We start from the raw sequence: 24,159 nt of genomic DNA, 5'->3' as shown, positions 1-24,159 counted from the left end.
TGGGGGAAGCCCTGTAGCGAGCGCCGCCGGAGAAAGCGGTTCTCGGGATTCCAGATGAATTGGGTTTTCTGCGATCCCGCGACGTTCTCTCTCATCGCGGCGAGGTCGGCGGTGGATTTGCCCAGAACCTGAAGGTTCTTAACGAGCGCGCGCGTCCTCGACGATACGGCGGGCCGCATCGAAGGCCTGCTCTATACTCATTTCCGAGGTGTCGAGCAAGACGGCGTCCGCCGCCTGCGTCATGGGCGCGTCCTTGCGGCCGCCGTCGCGCTCGTCGCGCTTGCGGATATCGGCCAGGATCTCCTCGAAGGTGACGCTTTCGCCCTGGCCCACCAGCTGTTTCCAGCGGCGGTCGGCGCGGACCTCGGGGCTGGCGGTGACATAGAGCTTTGCCGGCGCCTCGGGGGCGATGACCGTGCCAATGTCGCGCCCGTCGATCACCGCGCCGCCCTCTTGCGTGGCGAAGGCGCGCTGCAAGTCGAACAGCGCCTTGCGCACGCCCGGATGCACGGCGCAGCGGCTGGCGGCCTCGCCGGCGGCGCGGGTGCGCACCTCCGGCTTTTCCAGCTCGGCCAGGGTCAGGCCGCGGGCCTGGGCCTCAGCGAAGGCAGGGTCGTCGAGATCGCCGCCGGCCGCCAGGATGCGCACGCCGACCGCCCGGTAGAGCAAGCCGGTGTCCAGCATCGGCAGGCCGTAGGCCGCCGCCAGGCGCGAGGCGATGGTGCCCTTGCCCGAGGCGGCCGGCCCGTCGACGGCGATCACGAAGCCCACGACCTACGCCTCTTCCAGCGTCGCGCCCAGGCCGCGCATCAGGTCGGCGAAGCCCGGGAAGCTGGTGGCGATCATGCCGGGCTCGTCGACCGAGACGGCTTCCTGCGAGGCCATGCCCAGGATCAGGTGGCTCATGGCGATGCGGTGATCGCCGTGGGTCACGACCGTGGCCCCCCCCTTGGGCGGCTCTCCGGTCCCGGTGACGATGAAGCCTTCCGGCTCCTCGACCACCTGCACGCCACAGGCCTTCAGGCCGTTGGCGGTGAGGCTGATGCGGTCGCTTTCCTTAACGCGCATCTCGCCGACGCCGCGCATCACCGTCTCGCCTTCAGCAAAGGCGGCGGCGACGGCCAGGATCGGATATTCGTCGATCATCGCCGGCGCGCGCTCGGGCGGGACGACCACGCCCTTGAGCTTGGAGTAACGGGCGGTGATGTCGCCGACATCCTCGCCGCTGGCCACGCGCTGGTTCTTGATGACCAGGTCCGCGCCCATTTCCTGCAGGGTCGTGAAGAGGCCTGTGCGCAGTTCGTTGAGCATCACGCCCTCGACCGTCACTTCCGAACCGGGGACGATCAGGCCGGCCACCAGCGGGAAAGCCGCCGACGACGGGTCGCCGGGGACGGCCACGTGCGTGCCGGTCAGCTTCTGGCCCTCGGGCAGGCGGATGTGGCGGAAGGTCTTTTCGCCGACCACGCGGTCTTCGACGATCACCTCGGCCCCGAAGGCGCGCAACATGCGCTCGGTGTGGTCGCGGGTGGCTTCCGGCTCGATCACCTCGACGCCGCCCTCGGCGTGCAGGCCGGCCAGCAGCACGGCCGACTTCACCTGGGCCGAGGCCATCGGCAGGGTGTAGTTCAGGCCACGCAGGCCGCCGCCCTTCAGGGTCAGCGGCAGACGGCCCTTGTCGCGGCCCAGCCAGGTCGCGCCCATGCGGGCCAGCGGATCCAGCACCCGGCCCATCGGACGGCCGCGCAGAGAAGAGTCACCGGTGAAGGTGGCGCACATGGCGAAACCGGCGGCCGCGCCCATGATCAGGCGCACGCCCGTGCCGGCATTGCCGCAGTCGATGACGTCGACCGGCTCCTGGAAGCCGCCATTGCCCTCGATGCGCCAGCGACCGACGCCTTCCTGCTCAATCCGCGCGCCAAAGGCCTGCATGGCCCGCGCGGTAGCGAGAACGTCATCGCCCTCCAGCAGGCCTTCCACGGTCGTGGTGCCAGACGCCAGCGCGCCCAGGATCATCGATCGGTGGGAAATGGACTTGTCACCCGGGGCCCGCACGATCCCTCGCAGAGCGCCTGCGGGTGCGCTCTTCAATCCAGCCGACGACATGCCGAAACCGGCTCCTTAGTACTTGGTGGTTTTCGCGAAGGGGTTTGCTTTTGACAGCGGGCTCCCGTCATGGCAAGTCACCGGCCGCTTTTCCCATCAGGATCAAAGGGTCGCCAACTTGGCCAATCCCGACTTGGGCGCAAAACAAATCTGCCCCAACTGCCAATCGAAGTTCTACGACCTCAACCGTCGTCCGGCCGTCTGCCCCAAATGCGGTGAGCAGTTCGACCCGGAAGAGGCGCTGAAGTCCCGCCGCGTCCGCGCTCGCGCGATCACGCCGGACTATGACGCCGACGACGAGAAGGAAGCCCCGGCTCCCAAGGAGCAGGACGGCTATGAGGACGAAGCCGACGAAACGCCGGAAATCGACGAAGCGGCCGAGGCCGATGTCGTCGAGACCGACGACGAGGACGCCGAACCCGGCGCCACGCCGGCGGGCGGCGACGACCTGGGCGTCGACTTCGCCGAAGACGACGACCTCGCCGAGGAAGACGACGCCGACGACGTTCCGTTCCTGGAGGACGAGGACGACGACGACAATCTCGACGACGAGATCGAAGGTCTGCCCGGCGAGGGCGACGACGACTAATCGTCGGGAGTGATCCCTTGCTGGATAGCCGGTTTCGGGCTTCTGAAACCGGCTATCCACAGGGGTTTTCCGGGGTGCGACACTTTTCTCGAAAAAAGTTCGCGAAGGGGGTTGATCCCCGAAAAATCCCGGACTAGTTTCCGCGCCTCTTCGGAGGGCGACGCAAGTCGGAAACGCCGAAGAGACCAATGATTTCCGAGAGTTACCGCAAGGTTCTCGACGAGAAATTTGGGGCTATAGCTCAGCTGGTAGAGCGCTTGAATGGCATTCAAGAGGTCAGCGGTTCGACTCCGCTTAGCTCCACCATCAAGGCCCGGACGGAAACGTCCGGGCCTTGTCCATTTCTGGCTCCCACTTTCCCCATCCTCTTGAACCGTCCTTCCTCTTGAAGAGATTGGGCACGGTCGCCATCTGTTGATGCGTGTCGTGGGGATCGGCGCCGATCCTCGGGTTTGTCTCCGCGAACGAAGTCGCTTGAGCGAGGACTTCGCGATGAACCGAACGATCATGTTCGACAGCCCTTTCCTTTTGGGCTTCGAACACACCCGGGACCTGATCGAGCGCGCCGCCAAGGCCGCCGCCGAGAGCTATCCCCCCTACAATGTCGAGCAGGCCGAGCACGGCGGCGTGCGCATTACCCTGGCGGTCGCCGGCTTCTCGCCCGAGCAGCTGCAGGTGACGGTCGAGGGCGGCCAGCTGGTGGTCGCCGGCAAGCGTGACAGCGCCGATGGTCGTTCAGAGGCCGAGCGGGCCTTCCTGCACCGCGGCATCGCCGCCCGGGGCTTCGTGCGGACCTTCGTCCTCGCAGAGGGCATGGAGGTGACCGCGGCGACCCTGGAGCACGGCCTGCTGCACATCGACCTGGCGCGCCCGGAACCCGAGCGCCTGATCAAAAGAATTCCCATTCGCAGCGCGGGCTAAGGCCGCGCGGAGCTCGCCCCTCTCGGCGCGGTTCTGAACCGGCCGGAGAAAGGCGCGTTCCCTAATCGAAGGAGGTGGTCATCATGACGCCCAACACCCACCACAACCGGCTTTTCACAAGCGAAGCTTTCGCGGCCCTCGGCGCGCCCGATCTCGTCTATGTCCGGCCGATCAAGGCCGCCGAGATCCTGGCCGACGTCCCGGAAGGCGTGGAGGACTTCAACCTGGCGCCTGACCAGACCCTCTATGCCGTCTGCCGCGCCGACGGCGCTCGCCTGGCGGTCATGATCGACCGCGACACGGCGATCGCCGCCGCCCTGGCCCATGAACTGGCCCCGGTGTCGGTCCATTAGCCACGCACTCGGATAAACCGTCCCAGCGGCCGCTATTTCCGCCTCATGGCGGCCCCTGGTTCAATTGACATGTGAGACTGCTCAGATCTGAGCTGACCGACCTAACATCCGCTATGGGTGGTTTGCGGACCTACGTGGGTCCTTCTCCCCTTGCGGGAGAAGGTGGCGCGCAGCGCCGGATGAGGGGTTGATAGGCCTGTCCGGATAAGGGAGCGCAACCCCTCACCCGACCCACTTCGTGGGCCACCCTCTCCCGCAAGGGGAGAGGGATAATGTCTTCAGAGGGCCGAAAGCCGACTTTCGCAAAAACGACGTCCGGTTAACTTGGAAGGCTTGCGGCGCCTAAGCCGCCGTGCTGGTCGCCTCGTGCGTCAGCAGCACGTGAATGGCGTCGGCCGAGCGGGCCTGGCGCACGGCCGCCCGCATCTCGGGCTGGCGCATCATCCGCGCCACGCGAGCCAGAGCACGCAGGTGGGCGGCATTGGCGTCACGGGGGGCGAACAGGGCCACCAGGAGGTCCACGGGCTTGTCGTCGAGGGCGTCGAAGGCCACCGGGGCGTCCAGGCGCACCACGACCGCGCGAACACGGTCCAGGCCGTCCAGGCGGGCGTGCGGGAGGGCCACGCCTTCGCCCACGCCGGTCGAGCCGGCTGCTTCACGTTCGATCAGGCCTTCAAGCGCCGCGTCGCCGTCGACACCCAGGATCCGGGCGGCGACATCGGCGACCATGGAAAGGGCCTGGCGCTTGCCGGGAGCGCCAGCGCGCAGCGCCACCGCTCCGGGGTCCAGAAGATCGCCGATGGTCATGGACTTCTAACGCTCGCTCGTTGTCGACCGCCTTGGCGTCGTCGCTGAGGATCCACCGACGACGCCATCCGACCATGACTGGCCGGTTAGCTCGCGGTTGACCCGTGCCCGTTCAGCGACTTCGTGCGTTCGGGGTCGATCCAGCCGATATTCCCGTCTGGACGTCGGTAGACCACGGAGAGACCCCCGTGGGCGGCGTTCCTAAACACGATTGCCGGGTATGCGGTCAAGTCCAGTTCCATGACAGCCATGGAAACAGTCATTGTCTTCACCGCGGCCTGGGTTTCCGCGATGACCATCGCCGCGGGCGCGCCCGTCGGGTGGTCGGCCTCCACATCCCAGTCGTGTTCTTCGCCCTCATCGACTTCCGGGGCCTTGAGGACGAACATCGCGGCGTTCTCGACCTGCTTGGCCGTGGCCGCCGCCGAGTGACTCTTCAGCCGCCGCTTGTAGCGCCTGATACGGGTGTCGATCTTGGCCAGGGCCGAGTCGAACGCCGCGTGCGCGTCGCCTCCCGAGCCGTGGCTGATCAGCTGCTGACCCGAAGCCAATTTGACTGAGCAATCCACACGGAAGGCGTAGCCATCCTTGCTGACCACGACCTCGGCGTTACCGCCGCGATCGAAGTATTTCCCAATGCTCAGGGCGATTTCGTCGGAGACTCGCACTCGCAGAGCCTCACCAACGTCGACATGCTTGCCGGAGACTTGGACTTGCATATCGATACAACGCGCCTGTCCAGGACGGGTGTCAAGCGGCGCTTTAAAGGCCTGTGGACAGCCTCAGACGAGACCTGAAAACACGCCCAGAAGCTTGCGCACGGCCATCACGACAACGTGCGCGCTGACAAACAGCAGAGCCCCGCTGCCCAGCGCCATCAGGTAGCCCAACAGCGCCAGAATACCGTCTCTTTGCAGCAGAGCCAGGGCCAGGACGGCGACCGTCGCGCCGGGCGCCAGGTTGCCCAGCGGGATGGGCAGAACCAACACGAGAGCCAGCAAGGTGCAGACCACGCCGATGGCCCGCTCGCCCAGAGGTGCGAACATCGGTCGCAGGCGCGGACGGGTGACCAGCTCCATGCTGCGGACGATCGGACCCAGGCGCTTGAACAGGCCACGCAGGTCGTTGCGCTTCAGGGGCTTTTCCATCAGGCCGCGCGGCAGCCAGGGCGTCTCGGCGCCCATGGCGATCTGCGGGGCCAGGAACAGGATCGGCAGCGACAGGATGGTCGAGGAGCCCGGCGGCAGCGGCAGGCAGTTCAGCAGGCCGAAAACGAGCAGCATGGCCCCGAAGGCGCGGCTTTCGAACGCCTCCAGCATCTGACCGACCGTGAGCGTTGGACGAGCATCCTCGCCAAAACCCTCGATCACGTCCGCCAGACTTTTCTCACTCATCACGACTGTTCCCACCGCCAGATAAGCGCGGAGGGTCTTAGACCGTTTCCTTCATCGCGCGTCGACGTTCGACCGACGACGGGATCCGCATGGCTTCGCGATACTTGGCCACGGTCCGGCGGGCGATGTCGACCCCGGCGGCCTTGAGAATTTCGACGATAGCGTCATCCGAGTGGACTTGCGCCTCGGTCTTCTCGGCGTCGACCAGGGCCTTGATCTTGTGACGGACGCTGGCGGCCGAGTGGGCCTCGCCGCCTTCCGACGACTGGATGGCCGAGGTGAAGAAGAACTTCAGCTCGAACACGCCACGCGGCGTGGCGATGTACTTGTTGGAGGTGACGCGGCTGACCGTGCTCTCGTGCATGCCGATGGCGTCGGCGACGGTCTTCAGGTTCAGCGGGCGCAGGTGCTCGACGCCGAAGGCCAGGAAGCCGTCCTGCTGGCGAACGATCTCGCTGGAGACCTTCAGGATGGTCTTGGCGCGCTGGTCCAGGCTCTTCACCAGCCAGTTGGCCGTGGCCATGCAGTCGGCGACGAAGGTCTTTTCCTGGTCGCTCTTGGCCCCCTTGGCGACGCGGGCGTGGTAGCGCTGGTCGACCAGCACGCGCGGCAAAGTGTCGGTGTTCAGCTCGACGTGCCACATGCCGCCCAGGCCCTCGCGGACCATGACGTCGGGCACCAGGGTCTCGGCCGGCTCGCTGTGATAGGCCGCGCCGGGACGCGGGTTCAGCGAGCGGATCTCGGCGACCATCTCGCGCAGGTCCTCGTCGTCCACGCCGCAGAGACGGCGCAGGCTGGCCAGGTCGCGCTTGGCCAGCAGCTCGAGATTGTCGAGCATGGCGGCCATGCAGGGGTCGTAGCGGTTCAGGTCCTTCAGCTGCAGCGCCAGGCACTCACGGACGTCGCGGGCGAAGACGCCGACGGGCTCGAAGCCCTGCAGGACGGCCAGGGTCTCCTCGACCATCTCCAGCTTGCAGCCCAGGCGGGCGGCCAGCTCGATGACGTCCAGGCGCAGGTAGCCCCCCTCGTCGACGGCGTCGATCAGGATCTCGGCGATGGCGTTGCGGGCCGGCGACAGGGCCGCCTGGACCAGTTGCGAGCGCAGGTGGGCCGACAGGGTCGGCATATCGGTCAGAGCGCTCTCGTAGCCCTCGTCGCCCTCGAACGAGCCGCCGCCGCCGGCGCGCGACCAGTCGATCTGGCCGCCGGCGTGCTCGGCTTCGGCGCCGTCGCCCGTTGCGCGTTCACCGGGAGAGACGTCGTCGTGCGGCGTATCCATCTCGCGACCAGCCGTCGTGTCGGCCACGGCGTCCAGCTGGGTCAGGCTGGCGTCGCGTTCGCTTTCGACCTCTTTGGCCTGTTCGGACTCGCCTTCATCGCGCTGCAGCAGCGGGTTGCGCTCCAGCTCCTGCTCGACGAACGCGTCAAGCTCGATGTTCGACAGTTGCAGAAGCTTGATCGCCTGCTGCAGCTGCGGGGTGATGACGAGGCCTTGACCCTGACGGATCTCGAGGCGGTGGCTGAGCGCCAATGCGCCCTCCTGACGAACGAATGAACTTCGAGCGCCATTGAACGGGCGGTTTGGTTAACGCGCTGCCAACGCCTGCAAAACTTGGGCCGGTGCGACGTTCCGTCCCGGAAAATATCATGCCAGAGCTATTAGCCCTTGCAGGACAAGCACTTGATCCGGGTGCGGAGGGGTGACGCAGGCTAAATTTGCCCACCCCTGCGCTAATTAATCACCCAGACGCGGCTCGCTGAAGCTGTCGCCCAGATAGACGCGCTTAACTTCCGGATTATCGACGATCTCCCGAGGAGATCCCTCGAACAGAACTTCACCGGCGTGGATGATCGAGGCGCGGTCGATGATGTCCAGCGTCTCGCGCACATTGTGGTCGGTGATCAGGATGCCGATGCCACGACCCTTGAGGTAGCCGACGACCTCGCGGATGTCGGCGATGGCCAGGGGGTCGATGCCGGCGAAGGGCTCGTCCAGCAGCATGAAGGACGGCTCGCTGGCCAGGGCGCGGGCAATTTCCACGCGGCGACGCTCACCGCCCGACAGGGCGACGGCGGGCGACTTGCGGATGTGAGTGATGCGCAGTTCTTCCAGGATGCTGGTGACCTGCTCGCGGGCCTTGCGCGGATCCTTCTGGCGCATCTCGACCACGGCCATGACGTTCTGCTCGACCGTCATGCCCCGGAAGATCGAGGCTTCCTGCGGCAGGTAACCGACGCCGAGACGGGCGCGCTGGAACATCGGCTGGGCCGTGATGTTCTCGCCGTCCAGATAGATCGCGCCGTAGTCGGCGGCGATCAGGCCGGTGACCATGTAGAAGCAGGTCGTCTTGCCGGCGCCGTTCGGACCCAGCAGGCCCGCGACTTCACCACGCTTGAGGCGCAGGGACACGTTCTTCACGACCGGACGGTCGCCGAACGACTTGCCCACGGAATCGACGAACAGGCCGTCCATGTCGTTGGAGGTCAGGGTCATGAACGGGTCCTAGCGCGGAGCGGCGGGCGTTTCAGCGGCCGGCGCGCTCTTGTTCTCGTCCTGATAGAAGACCGCCCGCACGCGCTTGGGCGCGGCGCGGCCCGTGCTGTTGGATTCCAGCTTGGCGTCGTTGGTCTTGGTGTTGACCGTCAGCTTGTCGCCGCGCGCCACGTCCTTGCCCTTGACCAGCACCACGTCGCCCGTGACCACGGCGATGTTGTTGTCGAAGGTGTAGACGGCGCGGTCGCCGCGGGCCTGCTGCTGGTCGCTGACCAGGTAGACGCTGCCCTCGGCTTCCATGCGCTGGGCGTTGCCGCAGGCATTGGCGTTGTCGGCGGTGGACTTGCGGGCGCTGTACACCGTCACCTGCCGAGCCCGCAGGCGCGAGCGGTTCTGCAGGATCTCCACGTTGCCGCGGAAGATCGTGATGCACTTGCTGTTGATCGTTTCCTGCTGATCAGCGGACACGTCGATCGGCGCGCTCGAGTCGCCCACCTGGGCGCTGGCCGCACCGGCCGCACTGGCCAGGATCAACGCGGTCATCGCCGCAGCCGTCCATCGCTTCATCAGAACCATGTCCTTATCCGTCGCGGTTCGCGTCACGAGCGAACCTGCGCCATTGATCTTCTTTACTGCCGTTCGAACCGCGCGCGAACCCCGCCCCGGAAAACGATGCGATCGCCCTTGTCATATACGGAGTAGGCGCTGGATTGCACCTGTCCGCTGGGACCTTCGCCGTTCATCGTGGTTTCGCCCGTCACGTCGCCCGTCTGGGTATTCACGAAAGCGCCCTCGGACGCGAAGCGATAACCCGCCCCGTCGTCCATCCGCACATCCTGCTTCAGCGCCAGGCTGAAATCGTCCTGGCGATAGACGCCGTGCTTGGCGGTCATCCGCGTCGGCGTCGGCGATCCCAGATCCAGGGTCAGGGCCGGGTCGTCCAGGATGATGCGGCGTGGGTCGTTGTCGTCGCGGATCGCCGAGCGCGCGGTGATCATGAAGCTGCGGCCCTCGGTCGACTGACCATAGAAGCGCGGCGTGATCAGGCGGATCTCGGTCTTGGCCTCGGCCGGCGGATGGGTCGCGGCCATATAGGTGCGCCAGCCGACCTGCGTGGCCACGATCAGGATCAGGCCCCCGATCGCGATCGGCAGGATGATCCGCGCGGCCAGAACGCGGCGCGAGCGACGGCGCCACCGCGCGAGGTCGGCGCTCATCGTTCGTCCGGAAATGGCCGCGGCGGAGTGCATGCTTTCGAGCTTGGGCTTTATGCGTGGGCGAAGATGTCCATCTCCTCCCAGCCGGCCAGGTCCAGCGAGGCGCGGTGGGGGAGATAGTCGAAGGCGGCTTGCGCGTGGCCCATTCGGCCTTCGCGCTCCAGCATGATGTTCAGCTTGTCGCGCAGGGCGTGCAGGTGCAGCACGTCCGAGGCGGCATAGGCGACCTGGTCGGCGCTCAGCGAAGGCGCGCCCCAGTCCGACGACTGCTGCACCTTGGACAGCTCCACGCCCAGCAGCTCGCGCGTCACGTCCTTCAGGCCGTGACGGTCCGTATAGGTCCGGGCCAGCTTCGAGGCGATCTTGGTGCAGTAGACGGGCGCGGTCACGACTCCCAGATGGAGTTCGAACATGGCGATATCAAAGCGGCCGAAGTGAAAAAGCTTCAGGACGGTCGGATCCGTCAGCAGCGCCTTGAGGTTCGGGCAGTCATAGGTCGCGCGATTCAGGCGCACCACGTGGGCGTCGCCGTCGCCAGCCCCCAGCTGGACCACGCACAGCGGATCACGACCCAGGCGCAGGCCCATGGTCTCCGAATCGATCGCGATAACCTTGACGCCGGCGAACACGCCGTCGGGCAGGTCGCCCTCGTGAACAAAATTGGCCAAGTCTCAGAAATCTCCGGCGAAGATTCGGGCGCGCTCGCGCGAACGCGTCGAACCACGCGCTCGATGTAAAGCGCGTGACACTTATACTCACGATGAACGGGATATCTATCCGCCAGAAAATCAACCGTCGGCAATTTCGCCTTCGGGAAGTTGGCGCCACCCCCGCTTCAAATGAAGCCAACAAGGGGTGGTGCCCAGGAGAGGACTCGAACCTCCACGACCTTTCGGTCACTGGCACCTGAAGCCAGCGCGTCTACCAATTCCGCCACCTGGGCCCGCTGCGCAACCGGGTAGGTCGCTGCGAGGCCGGGACGTTTAGGGAAAGCTTCTGACGCCGTCAACAGGCAAAAATCGACAAAGCGTGATTTCTTGCGAACAAGCCCTTCGTCGGCTAATTCCCCCTGATCGCGGTGGGGTCACCGCAGGCGACGAGGATTGAAGATGCAGGGTCTGGTCACCGTGTTCGGCGGCACGGGTTTCGTGGGCAGCCAGGTCGTACGGTCGCTCGCAAAGGCGGGCCATCGCGTGCGGGTGGCCGTGCGCCAGCCCAACCTCGCCTATCGCATGCGCATGCTGGGCGATGTCGGCCAGATCGAAGTGGTCCAGGCCAATGTCCGCAACCCCGCTTCGGTGGCCCGCGCCCTGGACGGCGCCGAGGCCTGCGTGAACCTGGTGGGCGTGCTCTGGGAGAGCGGCCGCCAGAAGTTCCAGTCGCTGCACGTGATGGCCGCCCAGAACGTGGCCCAGGCCGCCGCCAAGGCCGGCGTGAAGCACTTCGTGCAGGTCAGCGCCCTGGGCGCCAACGCCGAGTCGACCTCGAAATACTATCGCACCAAGGCCGAGGGCGAAGCCGCCGTCCGCGCCGCCTTCCCGGGCGCGACCATCGTGCGTCCGTCGCTGATCTTCGGCGTCGACGACCGGTTCTTCAACAAGTTCGCCCAGATCGCGACCCTGTCGCCGATCATGCCGCTGGTCGGCGGTGACACCCGCGTCCAGCCGGTGTTCGTGGCCGACGTCGCCGCCGTGATCGCCAAGGCCGCCACCAGCCCGGCCGCCGTCGGCGTGACCTACGAGCTCGGCGGCCCGACCGTCTACACGATGCGGGAAGTCCTGCAGCTGATCCTGACCGAGACCGGCCGCAACAAGCCACTGGCCCCGCTGCCCTGGCCGATCGCCTCGGCCATCGGCTCGCTGGGCGACATCCAGGGCTCGATCATCCCCTGGGCCCCGCCGCTGACCAGCGACCAGGTCGAGATGCTCAAGACCGACAATGTCGCCGAGCACGGCCTGCCGGGCCTGGCCGAGGCCGGCGTGACCGGCACCGCCGTCGAGGCCGTGGTCCCGACCTACCTCTATCGCTACCGCAAGGGCGGCCAGTACGCCGAGACCCCGGCGGGCGCGTTCTAAGGCTTCACGCCGAGCAAAAGATCGAAGCGCCGGACGATCCGATCGTCCGGCGCTTTTCTTTTAGATCAGCACCTGGCTGGCCAGACGATCCAGCACCGGCAGCAGCTCCGAAGGATCGGGGCGCTGGGTGTAGTCGGGATTGACCTCGGCATAGGCGATGACGCCATCCGTGCCGATCACGTAGCGGGCCGGCATCGGCAGGGTCCAGTCGGGGTCCTTGTTGATCAGCGGCAGGTCGTTGCCGAAGGCCTTGTAGAGCTCGACCAGATAGTCCGGCAGGGCGAAGCGGATGCCGAAGGCCGCGCCGACTTCGCCGCCCGCGTCGCTGAGGATCGGGAAGCCCAGTTCGTTCTGGCGCTGCGACTTGCGGCTGTTGGGCGGGGTCTGGGGCGAGATGGCGACCAGGTTCGCGCCACGCGCCTGGATCTGCGGCAGGGCTTCCTGCAGGGCCTGGAGCTCGAAGTTGCAGTAGGGACACCAGACGCCGCGATAGAAGGTGACGACCAGTGGCCCCTTGGCCAGCAGGTCGCGCGAACTGACATAGGCGCCGTCGGGGTCTTCCAGATTGAACACCGGGGCGCGGTCGCCGGCCTTGAGAGCGCGTTCGGCCTGGCCGGTGGCGACCAGTTCGGCGGTGCCCTTATGCATCAGCTCGATCACCGAGCGCGGGGCTTTCCAGGGTTCGGCGCCGGCTTCGAACTGGGCGCGGAAGGCGTCGAGGCGGTCTTGCAGGGACATCGTTTGGGTCTCCGTCGAGGGTCTGGCGCGGTCGCGCCGCTTCGATGGAGCCAAGATCGCTCATCCGTTCAGACAGCAGTATCCAGCAATACTGGAGATCATTTATACTTCTGACGAATGAGTGATCGTCTCCAGGAACTGGCCGTCTTCGCCCGCGTCGCCGACAGCGGCAGCTTTTCGCGCGCCGCGCGGGAGCTGGGCCTGTCGCAACCGTCGGTCTCGCGCATCGTCGGCGAGCTGGAGACGCGGCTGGGCGTGAAGCTCTTGCTGCGCACCACCCGGCGGGTGACTCCGACCGATGCGGGCCTGGCCTTCCTGGAGCGCGCCAAGCAGGTGATGGCCGACCTGGACGAGGCCGAGCACGTGGCCCGCGGCGTCGACAGCCTCCACGGCCTGATCCGCATCGTCATGCCGGTGACCTTCGGCCTGCGCGAAGCGATCCCGCGCCTGGCCCCGTTCATGGAGGCCCATCCGAAGCTGAAGCTGGACATCAACATGTCCGACCTGCGCCAGGACCTCATCGCCGAGGGCGCGGACGTGGCGCTGCGCCTGGGCGATCTGCGCGATTCCAGCTTCGGGGCGCGCAAGCTGGCGACCTTCGACCGGATCGTGGTGGCGTCGCGCGCCTATGTCGAACGTCACGGGACACCGCTGACCCCGGCCGACCTCGCCGCCCACGCCGTGGTGCTGGGTCCCAACCTGATGGCCCGCCGCCACTGGCTGTTCTCGCGCGAGAGCAAGACGGTGTCGGTGGAACTGGAGGCGCGCGTCCAGGCCTCGACCGGCGAGGGCATGATGGCCTGCGTGCGGGCCGGCATGGGCGTGGGCATGACCTCGGCCGTCATGTGCCGTGACGAGATCGCGGCCGGCACGGTAGTGCGCCTGCTGGCGGACTACGCCCTGCCGTCGGTCACCGCCCACGCGGTCTTCCCCGGCGGCCCGCGTCCGTCAGCCAAGGTTCGGGCCCTGGTCGAACACCTGGTGCGGTCGTTCGCGGAGAGGCCCGTCGCCGAGGTCTAGTGGTGCAGGTACAGCACCGCCAGGCCGCCGATGCCGACGACGATCCGCCACCAGGCGAAGGGGGCGAAGCCGCGCTTGCCGATGAAGTCCAGCATGTACTTCACGACCACCAGGCCCGACAGAAACGACACGACAAAGCCGATGCCGACGATGCCGATGTGGCCCGCGTCCAGGGCGTCGCGGTTCTTGTAGACGTCCAGGGCGAAAGCCCCGACCATGATCGGGATGGCCATGAAGAAGCTGAACTCGGCCGCCGCCCGGCGCTCGATGCCGAACAGCATGGAGCCGACGATGGTCGAGCCCGAGCGCGACACGCCCGGGATCAGCGACAGGCACTGGAACAGGCCGACGATCAGCACCTTGTGCAGCGGCAAGTTCATGGCGTCGTGATCGACGGCCGGCGGGGCCTTGCGGTCGATGAACAGCAGGATCACCCCGCCGATCAGCAGCGACCAGCAGATGATCAGCGGGCTTTCGAAAAGGAACTTCTTGATCACGTCGTGCAGCAGCAGGCCCGCCGCGAAGGCCGGGATGACCGCCACGATGACGCTGAGCGCGAAGCGGCGCGCCTCGGGCTTGGTCGGCAGGCCGATCAGCACGCCCCACAGCTTCTGGAAGTACAGGGCCACCACCGCCAGGATCGCACCCAGCTGGATCAGCACGATGAAGGTGTCCCAGCTGGGATCCTTCAGCCCCATGGCCTCCTTGGCCAGCAGCAGATGGCCGGTGGACGAGACGGGAATGAACTCCGTCAGCCCCTCGACCAGACCCAGAATGATGGCGCTCAACCAGTCAGGCATTTTTCCGCTCCAAACCCAGTCCTGGCGTGCGCCCGACACGGTAAATAGGTCGTAAATCCACAAAGTGGACTAATTTAACCCTGTCTTGCGAGTCGATCTCAAAGACCACGCTCGAAACAGGGATATAACCGTCTACTATTTTGACCAACACATTCTTCTTGCCCCAAAGAGTCCGTATGAGGCCCGCGAGAGCAATTTTTCTCCTTCGGGAGAGCACGGGGAAGTCGCATGGCCGAGCGCATGCTGAAATTCACGACGGTGGCCCGCAAGACGCCTGAAAAGCGTGCGGCCGCCGAGCGTTCGGGCGACTTCCACGAGATCTATGCCGACTTCATCGACGCCAAGGCCAACGAGCAAGCCTCGCGTTGCTCGCAGTGCGGCGTGCCGTTCTGTCAGACCCACTGCCCGCTGCACAACAACATCCCCGACTGGTTGCGGATGACGGCCGAGGGCCGCCTGGAAGAAGCCTACGCCCTGTCGCAGGCGACCAATTCCATGCCGGAAGTCTGCGGCAGGATCTGCCCCCAGGATCGCCTGTGCGAAGGCAACTGCGTTATCGAGCAATCGGGTCACGGGACCGTGACGATCGGTTCGGTCGAGCGCTACCTGACCGACAAGGCCTGGGAACAGGGCTGGGTGAAGCCGCTGGCCGCCGGTCCGGCCCGTGGCCAGTCGGTCGGCGTCGTCGGCGCGGGTCCGGCCGGCCTGGCCGCCGCCGAGAAGCTGCGCGAAGCCGGCTACGACGTCACCGTCTATGACCGCCACGACCGCGCCGGCGGCCTGCTGATCTACGGCATTCCCGGCTTCAAGCTGGAGAAGGACGTCGTCGAGCGCCGCACCCAGCGCCTGGCCGATGGCGGCGTCGCGTTCAAGCTGGGCTTCGAGGTCGGCAAGGACGCCACCCTGGAAGACCTGCGCGCCAAGCACGACGCGGTGCTGATCGCCGTCGGCGTCTATGCCGCGCGCGACCTGACCGTGCCGGGGGGCGGCAGCAAGGGCGTGGTGCCCGCGCTGAGCTACCTGATCGCCTCCAACCGCCAGGACCTGGGCGACACTGTCGCCGAGATCGAGTCGGGCGAACTGAACGCCGAAGGTAAGGACGTCGTCGTGGTCGGCGGCGGCGACACCGCCATGGACTGCGTGCGCACGGCCATCCGCCAGGGCGCCAGCTCCGTCACCTGCCTCTATCGCCGCGACAAGGCCAACATGCCCGGCTCGATGCGCGAAGTGGCCAACGCTGAAGAAGAAGGCGTCACCTTCGAATGGCTGGCCGCCCCGCGCGCCCTGTCGGGTGAAGCCGAGGCCGTCACCGGCGTCCGCGCCATCCGCATGCGCCTGGGCGCGCCGGACGCCTCGGGCCGTCAGAGCCCCGAGGAGATCCCCGGCGGCGACTTCGACCGTCCGGCCCAGCTGGTGGTCAAGGCCCTGGGCTTCGAGCCCGAGAACCTGCCGGAAGCCTGGTCGGCTCCGGACCTGAAGACGACCCGCTGGGGCACCGTCAAGGCCGACGTCCGCAACCAGATGACCAATCTGGACGGCGTGTTCGCCGCCGGCGACATCGTGCGCGGCGCCTCGCTGGTCGTCTGGGCGATCAAGGACGGCCGCGACGCCGCCGACGCCATCCACCGTTACCTGCAGGCCAAGGTCAGCCCCGCGCTGATCGCGGCGGAATAAGAAGAGGACACCAGAACCATGAGCGAGATGGACCTCTATCTGAAGAACCGCCAGGCGCTGATCGACGGTCACGCCTATGACCCGACCACCGAGCGCGACGCCTGCGGCGTCGGCCTGGTCTGCGCCATCGACGGCCAGCCGCGCCGCGAAGTCGTCGAACTGGCGATCAAGGCCCTGAAGGCCCTGTGGCACCGGGGCGCGGTCGACGCCGACGGCAAGACCGGTGACGGCGCCGGCGTGCTGGTCAGCGTTCCGCAGGACTTCTTCGTCGACCAGGTGCGCCGCACCGGCCACGCCCTGCGCTCGGGCCCGATCGCCGTCGGCCAGATCTTCCTGCCGCGCACCGACCTGGGCGCCCAGGAGACCTGCCGCACGATCGTCGAGGCGGAAGCCCTGCGTTTCGGCTTCTACATCTATGGCTGGCGTCAGGTGCCGGTCGACACCTCGGTGATCGGCGAGAAGGCCAACGCCACCCGTCCGGAAATCGAGCAGATCATGCTGGCCCCGGCGGCCGGCCTGGAAGGCGAGGCGCTGGAACGCGCCCTGTTCCTGTGCCGCAAGCGCATCGAAAAGCGCGTCCACGCCCAGAACATCAGCGACTTCTACATCTGCTCGCTGTCGGCCCGCTCGCTGATCTACAAGGGCATGTTCCTGGCCGAGGCGATCGACGAGTTCTATCCCGACCTGAAGGACGAGCGCTTCACCGCCGCGGTGGCGATCTTCCACCAGCGCTATTCGACCAACACCTTCCCGCAGTGGCGCCTGGCCCAGCCCTTCCGGATGCTCGCCCACAACGGCGAGATCAACACGATCAAGGGCAACATCAACTGGATGAAGTCCCACGAGATCAAGATGGCCGCCCAGGCCTTCGGCGAGTTCGGGGATGACGTCAAACCGGTGATCCAGCCAGGCGCCTCGGACAGCGCCAACCTCGACAACACCTTCGAGGTGCTGGTGCGCGCCGGCCGTGACGCGCCGATGGCCAAGGCCCTGCTGGTGCCGGAAGCCGCCAATCCGAAGATGAAGGAGTCGCACAAGGCGCTCTATTCGTACTGCAACGCCGTGATGGAGCCCTGGGACGGTCCGGCCGCCCTGTGCGCCACCGACGGCCGCTGGGTCGTGGCCGGCAAGGACCGCTCGGGCCTGCGCCCGCTGCGCGTGGCCTATACCGATGACGGCCTGGTGATCATGGGCTCGGAAGCGGGCATGTGCGGCGTCGAGGAAAGCCGCATCACCCGCAAGCTGGCCATCTCGCCCGGCCGCATGCTGGCCATCGATCTGGCCGAGGGGCGCCTGTACGGCGAGGACGAGATCATCGACGAACTGGCCGACCGCCATCCCTATACGGAATGGCTGGGCAACATGGTCGACCTGGAAAAGGAGATCGGCCCCGGTCCCGAGCCGCGCAAGTACGGCCGTGAAGAGCTGACCCGCCGCCAGGCCGCCGCCGGCTATTCGCTGGAAGACCTGGAAATGATCCTCGCCCCCATGGTCGAGGACGGCAAGGAAGCCGTCGGCTCGATGGGCGACGACACCCCGCTGGCGGTGCTGTCGGAGAAGTATCGCCCGCTCAGCCACTACTTCCGCCAGAACTTCAGCCAGGTGACCAACCCGCCGATCGACCCCCTGCGGGAAACCGGCGTGATGAGCCTGAAGACCCGCTTCAAGAACCTGGGCAACATCCTGGCCCAGGACGCGGCGCAGGCCGACGTCTACGTGCTGGAAAGCCCGGTGCTGACCACCGGCATGTACGAGCGCGTCCACAACCTGCTGGGCGAGAAGAACGTCGCGGTCATCGACTGCACCATGCCCCTGCCGGCCGAGGAAGCCCGCGGCGGCGACGCCCTGCGCGCCAACCTGGACCGCATCCGCGCCGAGGCCGAGGACGCCGTGCTGCGCGGCTGCGGCGCCATCGTGCTGACCGACGAGGCTTCGGCCGAAGACCGCGTCGGCCTGCCGATGATCCTGGCCACCGGCGGCGTCCACGCCCACCTGGTCGCCAAGGGCCTGCGCAGCTACGTGTCGATCATCGTCCGCTCGGCCGAGTGCCTGGACACGCACTATTTCGCGGTGCTGGTCGGCGTCGGCGCCACGGCGGTCAACGCCTACCTGGCCCAGGAAAGCTTCCAGGATCGCCTGGAGCGCGGCCTGCTGGGCGACAAGACGCTGCGTGACGTCTGCATCAACTTCAAGACGTCCATCGAGGGCGGCCTGCTGAAGATCATCTCCAAGATGGGCATCAGCGTCATCTCCTCGTATCGCGGCGGCTACAACTTCGAAGCCGTCGGCCTGTCGCGCGCGCTGGCCGCCGAGTTCTTCCCCGGCATGCCCTCGCGCATCTCGGGGATCGGCCTGGCCGGTATCGAGAGCAAGACGGTCGAGCTGCATCGCAAGGCCTGGAATCTGACGGCCGTGACCCTGCCGGTCGGCGGCCTGTACAAGTCGCGCCGCTCGGGCGAGGCCCACGCCTTCGAGGCGCGCCTGATGCACACCCTGCAAAGCGCGTGCGACACCGGCGACTACGAGCTCTATCGCCGCTGGAGCAACGGTCTGCGTACGCAGAAGCCGATCCAGCTGCGCGACCTCTTGGACTGGCGCTCGGACCGCAACCCGATCGCCACCGACGACGTCGAGAGCGTCAACGAGATCCGCAAGCGCTTCGTGACGCCCGGCATGAGCCTGGGGGCGCTGTCCCCCGAGGCCCACGGCGCCCTGAACATCGCCATGAACCGCATCGGCGCCCGCTCGGTCTCGGGCGAGGGCGGCGAAGACAGCGCGCGCTACAAGCCGCTGCCCAACGGCGACAACCCCAACAGCGCCATCAAGCAGGTCGCCTCGGGCCGCTTCGGCGTCACCGCCGAATATCTGAACCAATGCGTCGAGCTGGAGATCAAGGTCGCCCAGGGCGCCAAGCCCGGCGAGGGCGGCCAGCTGCCCGGCTTCAAGGTCACGGAAATGATCGCCCGCCTGCGTCACTCCACCCCTGGAGTGATGCTGATCAGCCCGCCGCCGCACCACGACATCTACTCGATCGAGGACCTGGCCCAGCTCATCTATGACCTGAAGCAGATCAACCCGGTCGCGCGCGTCACGGTGAAGCTGGTCGCCGCCACCGGCATCGGCGCCATCGCTGCTGGCGTGGCCAAGGCCAAGGCGGACGTGATCCTGGTCGCCGGCGGCGTCGGCGGCACGGGCGCCTCGCCCCAGACCTCGGTCAAGTACGCCGGCGGTCCGTGGGAGATGGGCCTGTCGGAGGCCAACCAGGTTCTGACCCTGAACAACCTGCGCCACTCCGTGGTCCTGCGGGCCGACGGCGGCATGCGCACGGGCCGTGACGTGGTCATCGCCGCGATGATGGGCGCCGAGGAGTTCGGCATCGGCACCGCCTCGCTGGTGGCTATGGGCTGCATCATGGTGCGCCAGTGTCACTCCAACACCTGCCCCGTCGGCGTCTGCACCCAGGACGAGGCCCTGCGCGCCAAGTTCACCGGCACGCCGGACAAGGTCATCAACCTCTTCACCTTCGTGGCTGAAGAAGTGCGCGAGATCCTGGCCGGCCTGGGCTTCAAGAGCCTGCAGGAAATCGTCGGCCGCACCGACCTGCTGGCGCAGGTCAGCCGCGGCGGCGAGCACTTGGACGACCTCGACCTGAACCCGCTGCTGGTCCGTGCCGATCCGGGCGCGAACAAGCCGTACAACACGGTCGTCGGCCGCAACGCGGTGCCCGACACCCTGGACGCCCAGATCGTCCGCGACGCCGCGCCGCTGCTGGAGCGTGGCGAGAAGATGCAGCTGACCTACACGGTCCGCAGCACCGCCCGCACCATTGGCACCCGCACGTCCAGCCACATCGTCCGCAAGTTCGGCATGAAGGGCCTGCCCTCGGGCCACCTGACCGTCCAGCTGAAGGGCTCGGCCGGCCAGAGCCTGGGCGCCTTCGCGGTCCAAGGCCTGCGTATCGAGCTGACCGGCGAGGCCAACGACTATGTCGGCAAGGGCCTGTCGGGCGCGACCATCGTGATCAAACCGGCGCGCGGCCTGGCCGCCCCGGAGACCAACGCCCTGATCGGCAACACGGTGCTGTTCGGCGCAACCTCGGGCCGGCTGTTCGCGGCGGGCCAGGCGGGTGAGCGCTTCGCGGTCCGCAACTCGGGCGCCACCACGGTGGTCGAGGGCTGCGGCGCCAACGGCTGCGAGTACATGACCGGCGGCCAGGTGGTGATCCTGGGCCCGACCGGCGGCAACTTCGGCGCAGGCATGACCGGCGGCATGGCCTTCGTGCTCGACCAGCACGACCGCTTCCAGGACAACATCAACCCCGACAGCATCGTCGTGCAGCGCCTGGCCTCGCCCTATTGGGAAGGCGTGCTGCGCTCGCTGATCGCCGAACACGCTCGCGAGACGGACTCGGTGTTCGCGGCCACCCTGCTGCGCGACTGGGACCGCGTGCGGGATCAGTTCTGGCAGGTCTGCCCGAAGGAGATGGTCAGCCGTCTGCCCCAGCCGCTGGCGGCCGAGCAAGCCGTCGCCTAAGCGGCGGCTTTCGCCTCCAGCAGCTTGAAGGTTGCACGGGCGCGCGCGACGGGAACCCCGTCCGCGCGCACCGTCGCCTCGGCGAAACAGATCGACCGGCCCAGCTTGACGAAGTCGGTGTCGAATTCGAGCCACTGCCCAAGCTTGGCCGAGCCCAGATAGTCCAGGGTCAGGGACACGGTGACGAGACCGCCGGCTGGTTGCCGCGCGGCCGCCAGGGCCACGCCTAGCGACAGGCCCATGGCGTTGTCGGCCAGCGCCGCCAGAAAGCCGCCGTGCGGCATGTTGCGTGAATTGCAGTGGACCTCGCGCACCCGCACGCCCAGCACCAGCCGATCCTCGGCCTTGCGGGCATAGAGCGGCTCCCACGGATCGGTCAGCGGACTCTTGCGGACATGCGGGGAGAAGCCGTCGGGAATCGCGTCCATGGTCGCCTCGCGAGAATTCAAACGATCGTTTTAATCTAACATCGTCCGCCCTCTTGCGCGAGAGGCTCGGACGACTTCGTTATGGCTTCGGCTGAACGAACGGAGGCCGCTCGACATTCCATGTCCATGCGCGCCTTCGCCCACCTGCTCGACCGGCTGTCCCTGACCAGCTCGCGCAACGCCAAGCTGACCCTGATCCAGGACCATTTGCGGCAGACGCCCGACCCCGATCGCGGCTACGCCCTGGCGGCCCTGACGGGCGCGCTGTCGTTCAACGCCGCCAAGCCCGCCTTCATCCGCAAGGCGGTCGAGGCGCGGATGGACGCCCAGCTGTTCGCGTGGTCCTACGACTATGTCGGCGACCTGGCCGAGACCGTCGCCCTGGTCTGGCCGGCCAAGCCTGGCGCTAACCGGCCGCCCGAGCTCTCCGAAGTGATCGAGGCCCTGCACTCGGCTTCGCGGGCCGAGGTCCAGCGGCTGATCGAGGGCTGGCTCGATGCCCTCGACCCCGACGGTCGCTGGGCGCTCCTAAAGCTGATGACCGGCGGCCTGCGGGTCGGTGTGTCCTCGCGCCTGGCCAAGCAGGCCTGCGCCAATTTCGGCGGCGTCGAGATCGGCGAGATCGAAGAGGTCTGGCATGCGATGGAGCCGCCCTATGGCGATCTCTTCGCTTGGCTGGAAGGCCGCTCCGAACGGCCTTCGCCCGATGCGCCGGGTCGTTTCAGGCCGGTGATGCTGGCCCAGCCGATCGACGAAGCGGTCGACTTCGCCAAGCTGGATCCCGCAGCCTATGTCGCCGAATGGAAGTGGGACGGCATTCGCGTCCAGGCGGTTTCGGAACGCGGCGAGCGGCGGCTCTACACCCGCACCGGCGACGACATCTCGGCAGCCTTTCCGGACGTGGTCGAGGCGCTGGACTTCGAGGGCGCGATCGATGGCGAGCTGCTGGTGCTTCGCGACGGCGCCCTGGCCCCGTTCGGCGACCTGCAACAGCGGCTGAACCGCAAGACGGTCGACGGCAAGCAGCTGGCGAGCTTCCCGGCCGGCATCCGCGCCTACGACCTGATGATGGACGGTGAGGAGGACGTGCGCGGCCTGCCCTTCGTCGAGCGGCGCGCGCGACTGGAGGCGTTCGTCGCGCGGCTGAACACAACCCGCATCGACCTCTCCCCACTCCAACCCTTCGAGACCTGGGAGGAACTGGCCGCCCTGCGCCTGGATCCGCCCGAGGGCGACGCCCGGCTCTCCGAAGGTTTGATGCTCAAGCGCCGGGACAGCGTCTACGAACCCGGCCGTCCCAAGGGGCCGTGGTTCAAGTGGAAGCGTGACCCGCACCTAATCGACGCGGTGCTGATGTACGCCCAGCGCGGCCATGGCAAGCGGTCCAGCTTCTATTCCGACTACACCTTCGGCGTCTGGCGCGAGGACGAAGCAGGCAAACGATCGCTGACCCCCGTCGGCAAGGCCTATTTCGGCTTCACCGACGAGGAGCTGAAGCTGATCGACAAGTTCGTCCGCGACCACACGATCGAGCGCTTCGGCCCGGTGCGCTCGGTGCGCGCCGACCTGGAGTTCGGCCTGGTGTTCGAGGTCGCCTTCGAGGGGCTACAGCGCTCCAGCCGGCACAAGTCGGGCGTGGCCATGCGCTTCCCACGCATCAACCGCATCCGCTGGGACAAGCCCGCCCGCGAGGCGGACGAGCTTGCGACCCTGGAGGCGATGCTGGATTAGTGCGCGGCCGCCGGAGCGGGCGACGACGCGCCGGTCTGGAACAGCTTGCCCTTCTCGGTGGCCAGCACCATCAAGAGGCCCGCCAGGCCAAAGCCGGTGAAGCCGATGGTCAGCGGGATGGTCGTGCCGTCATAGAGCTGGCCGATCAGGAAGCCGAACAGCGCCCCGCCCACCGTGGTGATGAAGCCCTGGATCGAGGCGGCGGCGCCGGCCACGTGGCCCAGCGGCTCCATGGCGATGGCCCCGAAGTTCGACATCACCAGGCCAAAGCAGAACATCATCGCCGCCTGCATCAGGGCAAAGCTCAGCAGGGTCTCGTGACCCGTGACCGCGATTGCCGCGTGCAGGGCGGCCACGACGATGAAGCCGATCAGCGCCCAGTGCGAAACCTTGCGCATGCCCAGCTTGTCGACGATCCGGGCGTTCAGCAGCGACGAAACCGCCATGGTCCCGGCGATGCCGGCGAAGATCAGCGGGAAGATGTCGCCAGCGTGCAGCACCTCGGCGAACACCTGCTGGGCCGAATTGAGGAACCCGAACAGGCCAGCCAGCACCAGGGTCGCGGCCAGGGTGTAGCCCATGGCGATGCGGTCGGTCAGGGCGGTCTTGAAGGCCGAGCTGACGCCCTTGACCGAGATCGGGATGCGGTCCTCCGGATGCTGGGTCTCGGGCAGCTTGATCGCCGCCCAGGCGATGACGATCAGGCCGAAGATCGACAGAATGCCGAAGATCCAGCGCCACGAGGCGACCATCATGATCGCCATGCCCAGCGACGGGGCGATGATCGGGGTGGCCAGAAAGACGATGAAGGCCAGCGACATCACCCGCGCCATCTGGCGGCCGGCATAGCAGTCGCGGACGATCGACACCGACAGCACCCGCGTCGAGGCCGCGCCCAGGCCGGTCAGGAACCGCGCGATCAGCAGGGTCTCGAACGAGGTCGAGAAGGCGCAGAGGGCGGCGAAGATCGTGTACAGCGTTAGCCCGACCATCAGCACCGGCTTGCGACCATACCGGTCGGCCAACGAGCCATAGGCCAGCTGAGCGACGCCGAAGCCGAGCAGGTACGCGGTGATCACCCACTGGCGAGCGTTGGGATCGTGCACGCCCAAGGCCTCGCCGATATGCGGCAGGGCCGGCAACATCGAGTCGATGGCCAGCGCATTGGTCGCCATCATCGCCGCGATCAGGGCGACGAACTGGCCAAAGCCCATGCCGGGATGCGGCGACGGCTTGGTGTCGGACATGGTTGCTTCTCGTGGTCTGGACGCCCCAGCCA

The 24,159-nt window shown here is 67.1% G+C and carries 22 protein-coding genes and 2 tRNA genes; 9 read left to right on the top strand and 15 right to left on the bottom strand.

Annotation, left to right across the window (positions count from 1 at the left end):
* Positions 1 to 138: 138 nt before the first annotated feature.
* Together cmk and aroA are read right to left on the bottom strand one after the other, a co-directional pair.
* On the bottom strand, positions 139 to 771 hold the full coding sequence (gene cmk / locus J7528_RS17080; protein ID WP_291876787.1) for a (d)CMP kinase: 633 nt from the start codon (positions 769 to 771) through the stop codon (positions 139 to 141).
* A gap of 3 nt (positions 772 to 774) precedes the next feature.
* Positions 775 to 2,106: a 3-phosphoshikimate 1-carboxyvinyltransferase gene (aroA, locus tag J7528_RS17075; protein ID WP_291876785.1), complete on the bottom strand. Its 1,332-nt coding sequence runs from the start codon at positions 2,104 to 2,106 to the stop codon at positions 775 to 777.
* 118 nt (positions 2,107 to 2,224) lie between these two features.
* Between aroA and J7528_RS17070 the strand changes: the two genes are divergently transcribed.
* The 4 genes from J7528_RS17070 (at position 2,225) to J7528_RS17055 (ending at position 3,969) form a co-directional block, all read left to right on the top strand.
* Positions 2,225 to 2,695: a TIGR02300 family protein gene (locus J7528_RS17070; protein ID WP_291876784.1), complete on the top strand. Its 471-nt coding sequence runs from the start codon at positions 2,225 to 2,227 to the stop codon at positions 2,693 to 2,695.
* A 230-nt stretch (positions 2,696 to 2,925) separates the two neighbouring features.
* Positions 2,926 to 3,001: transfer RNA gene (locus J7528_RS17065), tRNA-Ala, on the top strand.
* Between the two features lie 186 nt (positions 3,002 to 3,187).
* A complete protein-coding gene (locus tag J7528_RS17060) occupies positions 3,188 to 3,616 on the top strand; it encodes an Hsp20 family protein (protein WP_291876782.1) in 429 nt (142 codons plus the stop codon).
* A gap of 83 nt (positions 3,617 to 3,699) precedes the next feature.
* A complete protein-coding gene (locus J7528_RS17055) occupies positions 3,700 to 3,969 on the top strand; it encodes a DUF1150 family protein (RefSeq protein ID WP_291876781.1) in 270 nt (89 codons plus the stop codon).
* Between the two features lie 342 nt (positions 3,970 to 4,311).
* Here J7528_RS17055 and ptsN read toward each other — a convergent pair whose 3' ends face one another.
* From ptsN to J7528_RS17010, 9 genes are all read right to left on the bottom strand, one after another.
* Positions 4,312 to 4,776, bottom strand: coding sequence for a PTS IIA-like nitrogen regulatory protein PtsN (gene ptsN, locus J7528_RS17050; RefSeq protein WP_291876779.1), 465 nt, complete (start codon positions 4,774 to 4,776; stop codon positions 4,312 to 4,314).
* Positions 4,777 to 4,862: 86 nt separating this feature from the next.
* Positions 4,863 to 5,495 (bottom strand): ribosome-associated translation inhibitor RaiA, encoded by a 633-nt coding sequence (gene raiA, locus J7528_RS17045; protein ID WP_291876778.1) that lies wholly within the window; start codon positions 5,493 to 5,495, stop codon positions 4,863 to 4,865.
* A gap of 63 nt (positions 5,496 to 5,558) precedes the next feature.
* Positions 5,559 to 6,173 carry an exopolysaccharide biosynthesis protein gene (locus tag J7528_RS17040; RefSeq protein ID WP_291876776.1) on the bottom strand — a complete coding sequence of 205 codons (615 nt, stop codon included), beginning with the start codon at positions 6,171 to 6,173 and terminating at the stop codon, positions 5,559 to 5,561.
* A gap of 34 nt (positions 6,174 to 6,207) precedes the next feature.
* On the bottom strand, positions 6,208 to 7,701 hold the full coding sequence (gene rpoN, locus J7528_RS17035) for an RNA polymerase factor sigma-54 (RefSeq protein WP_291876774.1): 1,494 nt from the start codon (positions 7,699 to 7,701) through the stop codon (positions 6,208 to 6,210).
* A gap of 204 nt (positions 7,702 to 7,905) precedes the next feature.
* Entirely contained in the window at positions 7,906 to 8,664 is a 759-nt protein-coding gene (gene lptB / locus J7528_RS17030; protein ID WP_291876773.1) for an LPS export ABC transporter ATP-binding protein, read from the bottom strand.
* Between the two features lie 9 nt (positions 8,665 to 8,673).
* Entirely contained in the window at positions 8,674 to 9,231 is a 558-nt protein-coding gene (locus tag J7528_RS17025) for an LptA/OstA family protein (protein WP_291876942.1), read from the bottom strand.
* Between the two features lie 62 nt (positions 9,232 to 9,293).
* Complete coding sequence (lptC, locus tag J7528_RS17020; RefSeq protein WP_291876940.1) at positions 9,294 to 9,965, bottom strand: LPS export ABC transporter periplasmic protein LptC; 672 nt, start codon at positions 9,963 to 9,965, stop codon at positions 9,294 to 9,296.
* Complete coding sequence (locus J7528_RS17015) at positions 9,932 to 10,549, bottom strand: ribonuclease D (RefSeq protein ID WP_291876770.1); 618 nt, start codon at positions 10,547 to 10,549, stop codon at positions 9,932 to 9,934. The genes lptC and J7528_RS17015 overlap by 34 nt, the downstream gene beginning before the upstream one ends.
* Positions 10,550 to 10,737: 188 nt before the next feature.
* Positions 10,738 to 10,824: transfer RNA gene (locus J7528_RS17010), tRNA-Leu, on the bottom strand.
* Between the two features lie 166 nt (positions 10,825 to 10,990).
* Between J7528_RS17010 and J7528_RS17005 the strand changes: the two genes are divergently transcribed.
* A complete protein-coding gene (locus tag J7528_RS17005) occupies positions 10,991 to 11,956 on the top strand; it encodes a complex I NDUFA9 subunit family protein (RefSeq protein WP_291876768.1) in 966 nt (321 codons plus the stop codon).
* Between the two features lie 60 nt (positions 11,957 to 12,016).
* On the opposite strand, the gene J7528_RS17000 is transcribed toward J7528_RS17005, so the two are convergent.
* A complete protein-coding gene (locus tag J7528_RS17000; RefSeq protein ID WP_291876766.1) occupies positions 12,017 to 12,694 on the bottom strand; it encodes a peroxiredoxin-like family protein in 678 nt (225 codons plus the stop codon).
* A gap of 117 nt (positions 12,695 to 12,811) precedes the next feature.
* Here J7528_RS17000 and J7528_RS16995 point away from each other — a divergent pair, with 117 nt between their 5' ends.
* The gene (locus tag J7528_RS16995; RefSeq protein ID WP_291876764.1) at positions 12,812 to 13,714 is read left to right on the top strand and encodes a LysR family transcriptional regulator; all 903 of its coding nucleotides are present in this window, start codon (positions 12,812 to 12,814) and stop codon (positions 13,712 to 13,714) included.
* Here J7528_RS16995 and J7528_RS16990 read toward each other — a convergent pair.
* Positions 13,711 to 14,514, bottom strand: coding sequence for an undecaprenyl-diphosphate phosphatase (locus J7528_RS16990; RefSeq protein WP_291876762.1), 804 nt, complete (start codon positions 14,512 to 14,514; stop codon positions 13,711 to 13,713). The two genes, J7528_RS16995 and J7528_RS16990, sit on opposite strands and share 4 nt — an antisense overlap.
* A gap of 228 nt (positions 14,515 to 14,742) precedes the next feature.
* Here J7528_RS16990 and J7528_RS16985 point away from each other — a divergent pair, with 228 nt between their 5' ends.
* A complete protein-coding gene (locus tag J7528_RS16985) occupies positions 14,743 to 16,188 on the top strand; it encodes an NAD(P)-dependent oxidoreductase (RefSeq protein ID WP_291876760.1) in 1,446 nt (481 codons plus the stop codon).
* 18 nt (positions 16,189 to 16,206) lie between these two features.
* Complete coding sequence (gene gltB / locus J7528_RS16980; RefSeq protein ID WP_291876758.1) at positions 16,207 to 20,721, top strand: glutamate synthase large subunit; 4,515 nt, start codon at positions 16,207 to 16,209, stop codon at positions 20,719 to 20,721.
* On the opposite strand, the gene J7528_RS16975 is transcribed toward gltB, so the two are convergent.
* A complete protein-coding gene (locus tag J7528_RS16975; protein WP_291876755.1) occupies positions 20,718 to 21,149 on the bottom strand; it encodes a PaaI family thioesterase in 432 nt (143 codons plus the stop codon). The two genes, gltB and J7528_RS16975, sit on opposite strands and share 4 nt — an antisense overlap.
* Before the next feature lie 120 nt (positions 21,150 to 21,269).
* Between J7528_RS16975 and J7528_RS16970 the strand changes: the two genes are divergently transcribed.
* Complete coding sequence (locus tag J7528_RS16970) at positions 21,270 to 22,880, top strand: cisplatin damage response ATP-dependent DNA ligase (RefSeq protein WP_291876753.1); 1,611 nt, start codon at positions 21,270 to 21,272, stop codon at positions 22,878 to 22,880.
* Here J7528_RS16970 and J7528_RS16965 read toward each other — a convergent pair.
* On the bottom strand, positions 22,877 to 24,127 hold the full coding sequence (locus J7528_RS16965; protein WP_291876751.1) for a multidrug effflux MFS transporter: 1,251 nt from the start codon (positions 24,125 to 24,127) through the stop codon (positions 22,877 to 22,879). The two genes, J7528_RS16970 and J7528_RS16965, sit on opposite strands and share 4 nt — an antisense overlap.
* Positions 24,128 to 24,159 lie beyond the last annotated feature (32 nt).

It is taken from the genome of Caulobacter sp., from assembly GCF_017744445.1.
Taxonomy (GTDB): Bacteria; Pseudomonadota; Alphaproteobacteria; order Caulobacterales; family Caulobacteraceae; genus Caulobacter.
This window is presented reverse-complemented; position numbering and strand designations above follow the sequence as displayed.

Coding starts and splice junctions, on each gene's coding strand:
- gltB (WP_291876758.1), top strand. CDS start 16,207: ATGAGCGAGATGGACCTCTATCTGAAGAACCGCCAGGCGCTGATCGAC.
- J7528_RS16985 (WP_291876760.1), top strand. CDS start 14,743: ATGGCCGAGCGCATGCTGAAATTCACGACGGTGGCCCGCAAGACGCCT.
- J7528_RS16975 (WP_291876755.1), bottom strand. CDS start 21,149: ATGGACGCGATTCCCGACGGCTTCTCCCCGCATGTCCGCAAGAGTCCG.
- raiA (WP_291876778.1), bottom strand. CDS start 5,495: ATGCAAGTCCAAGTCTCCGGCAAGCATGTCGACGTTGGTGAGGCTCTG.
- J7528_RS16970 (WP_291876753.1), top strand. CDS start 21,270: ATGTCCATGCGCGCCTTCGCCCACCTGCTCGACCGGCTGTCCCTGACC.
- J7528_RS17055 (WP_291876781.1), top strand. CDS start 3,700: ATGACGCCCAACACCCACCACAACCGGCTTTTCACAAGCGAAGCTTTC.
- J7528_RS17025 (WP_291876942.1), bottom strand. CDS start 9,231: ATGAAGCGATGGACGGCTGCGGCGATGACCGCGTTGATCCTGGCCAGT.
- J7528_RS17000 (WP_291876766.1), bottom strand. CDS start 12,694: ATGTCCCTGCAAGACCGCCTCGACGCCTTCCGCGCCCAGTTCGAAGCC.
- J7528_RS17060 (WP_291876782.1), top strand. CDS start 3,188: ATGAACCGAACGATCATGTTCGACAGCCCTTTCCTTTTGGGCTTCGAA.
- ptsN (WP_291876779.1), bottom strand. CDS start 4,776: ATGACCATCGGCGATCTTCTGGACCCCGGAGCGGTGGCGCTGCGCGCT.
- aroA (WP_291876785.1), bottom strand. CDS start 2,106: ATGTCGTCGGCTGGATTGAAGAGCGCACCCGCAGGCGCTCTGCGAGGG.
- J7528_RS16995 (WP_291876764.1), top strand. CDS start 12,812: ATGAGTGATCGTCTCCAGGAACTGGCCGTCTTCGCCCGCGTCGCCGAC.
- J7528_RS16990 (WP_291876762.1), bottom strand. CDS start 14,514: ATGCCTGACTGGTTGAGCGCCATCATTCTGGGTCTGGTCGAGGGGCTG.
- J7528_RS17005 (WP_291876768.1), top strand. CDS start 10,991: ATGCAGGGTCTGGTCACCGTGTTCGGCGGCACGGGTTTCGTGGGCAGC.
- lptB (WP_291876773.1), bottom strand. CDS start 8,664: ATGACCCTGACCTCCAACGACATGGACGGCCTGTTCGTCGATTCCGTG.
- J7528_RS16965 (WP_291876751.1), bottom strand. CDS start 24,127: ATGTCCGACACCAAGCCGTCGCCGCATCCCGGCATGGGCTTTGGCCAG.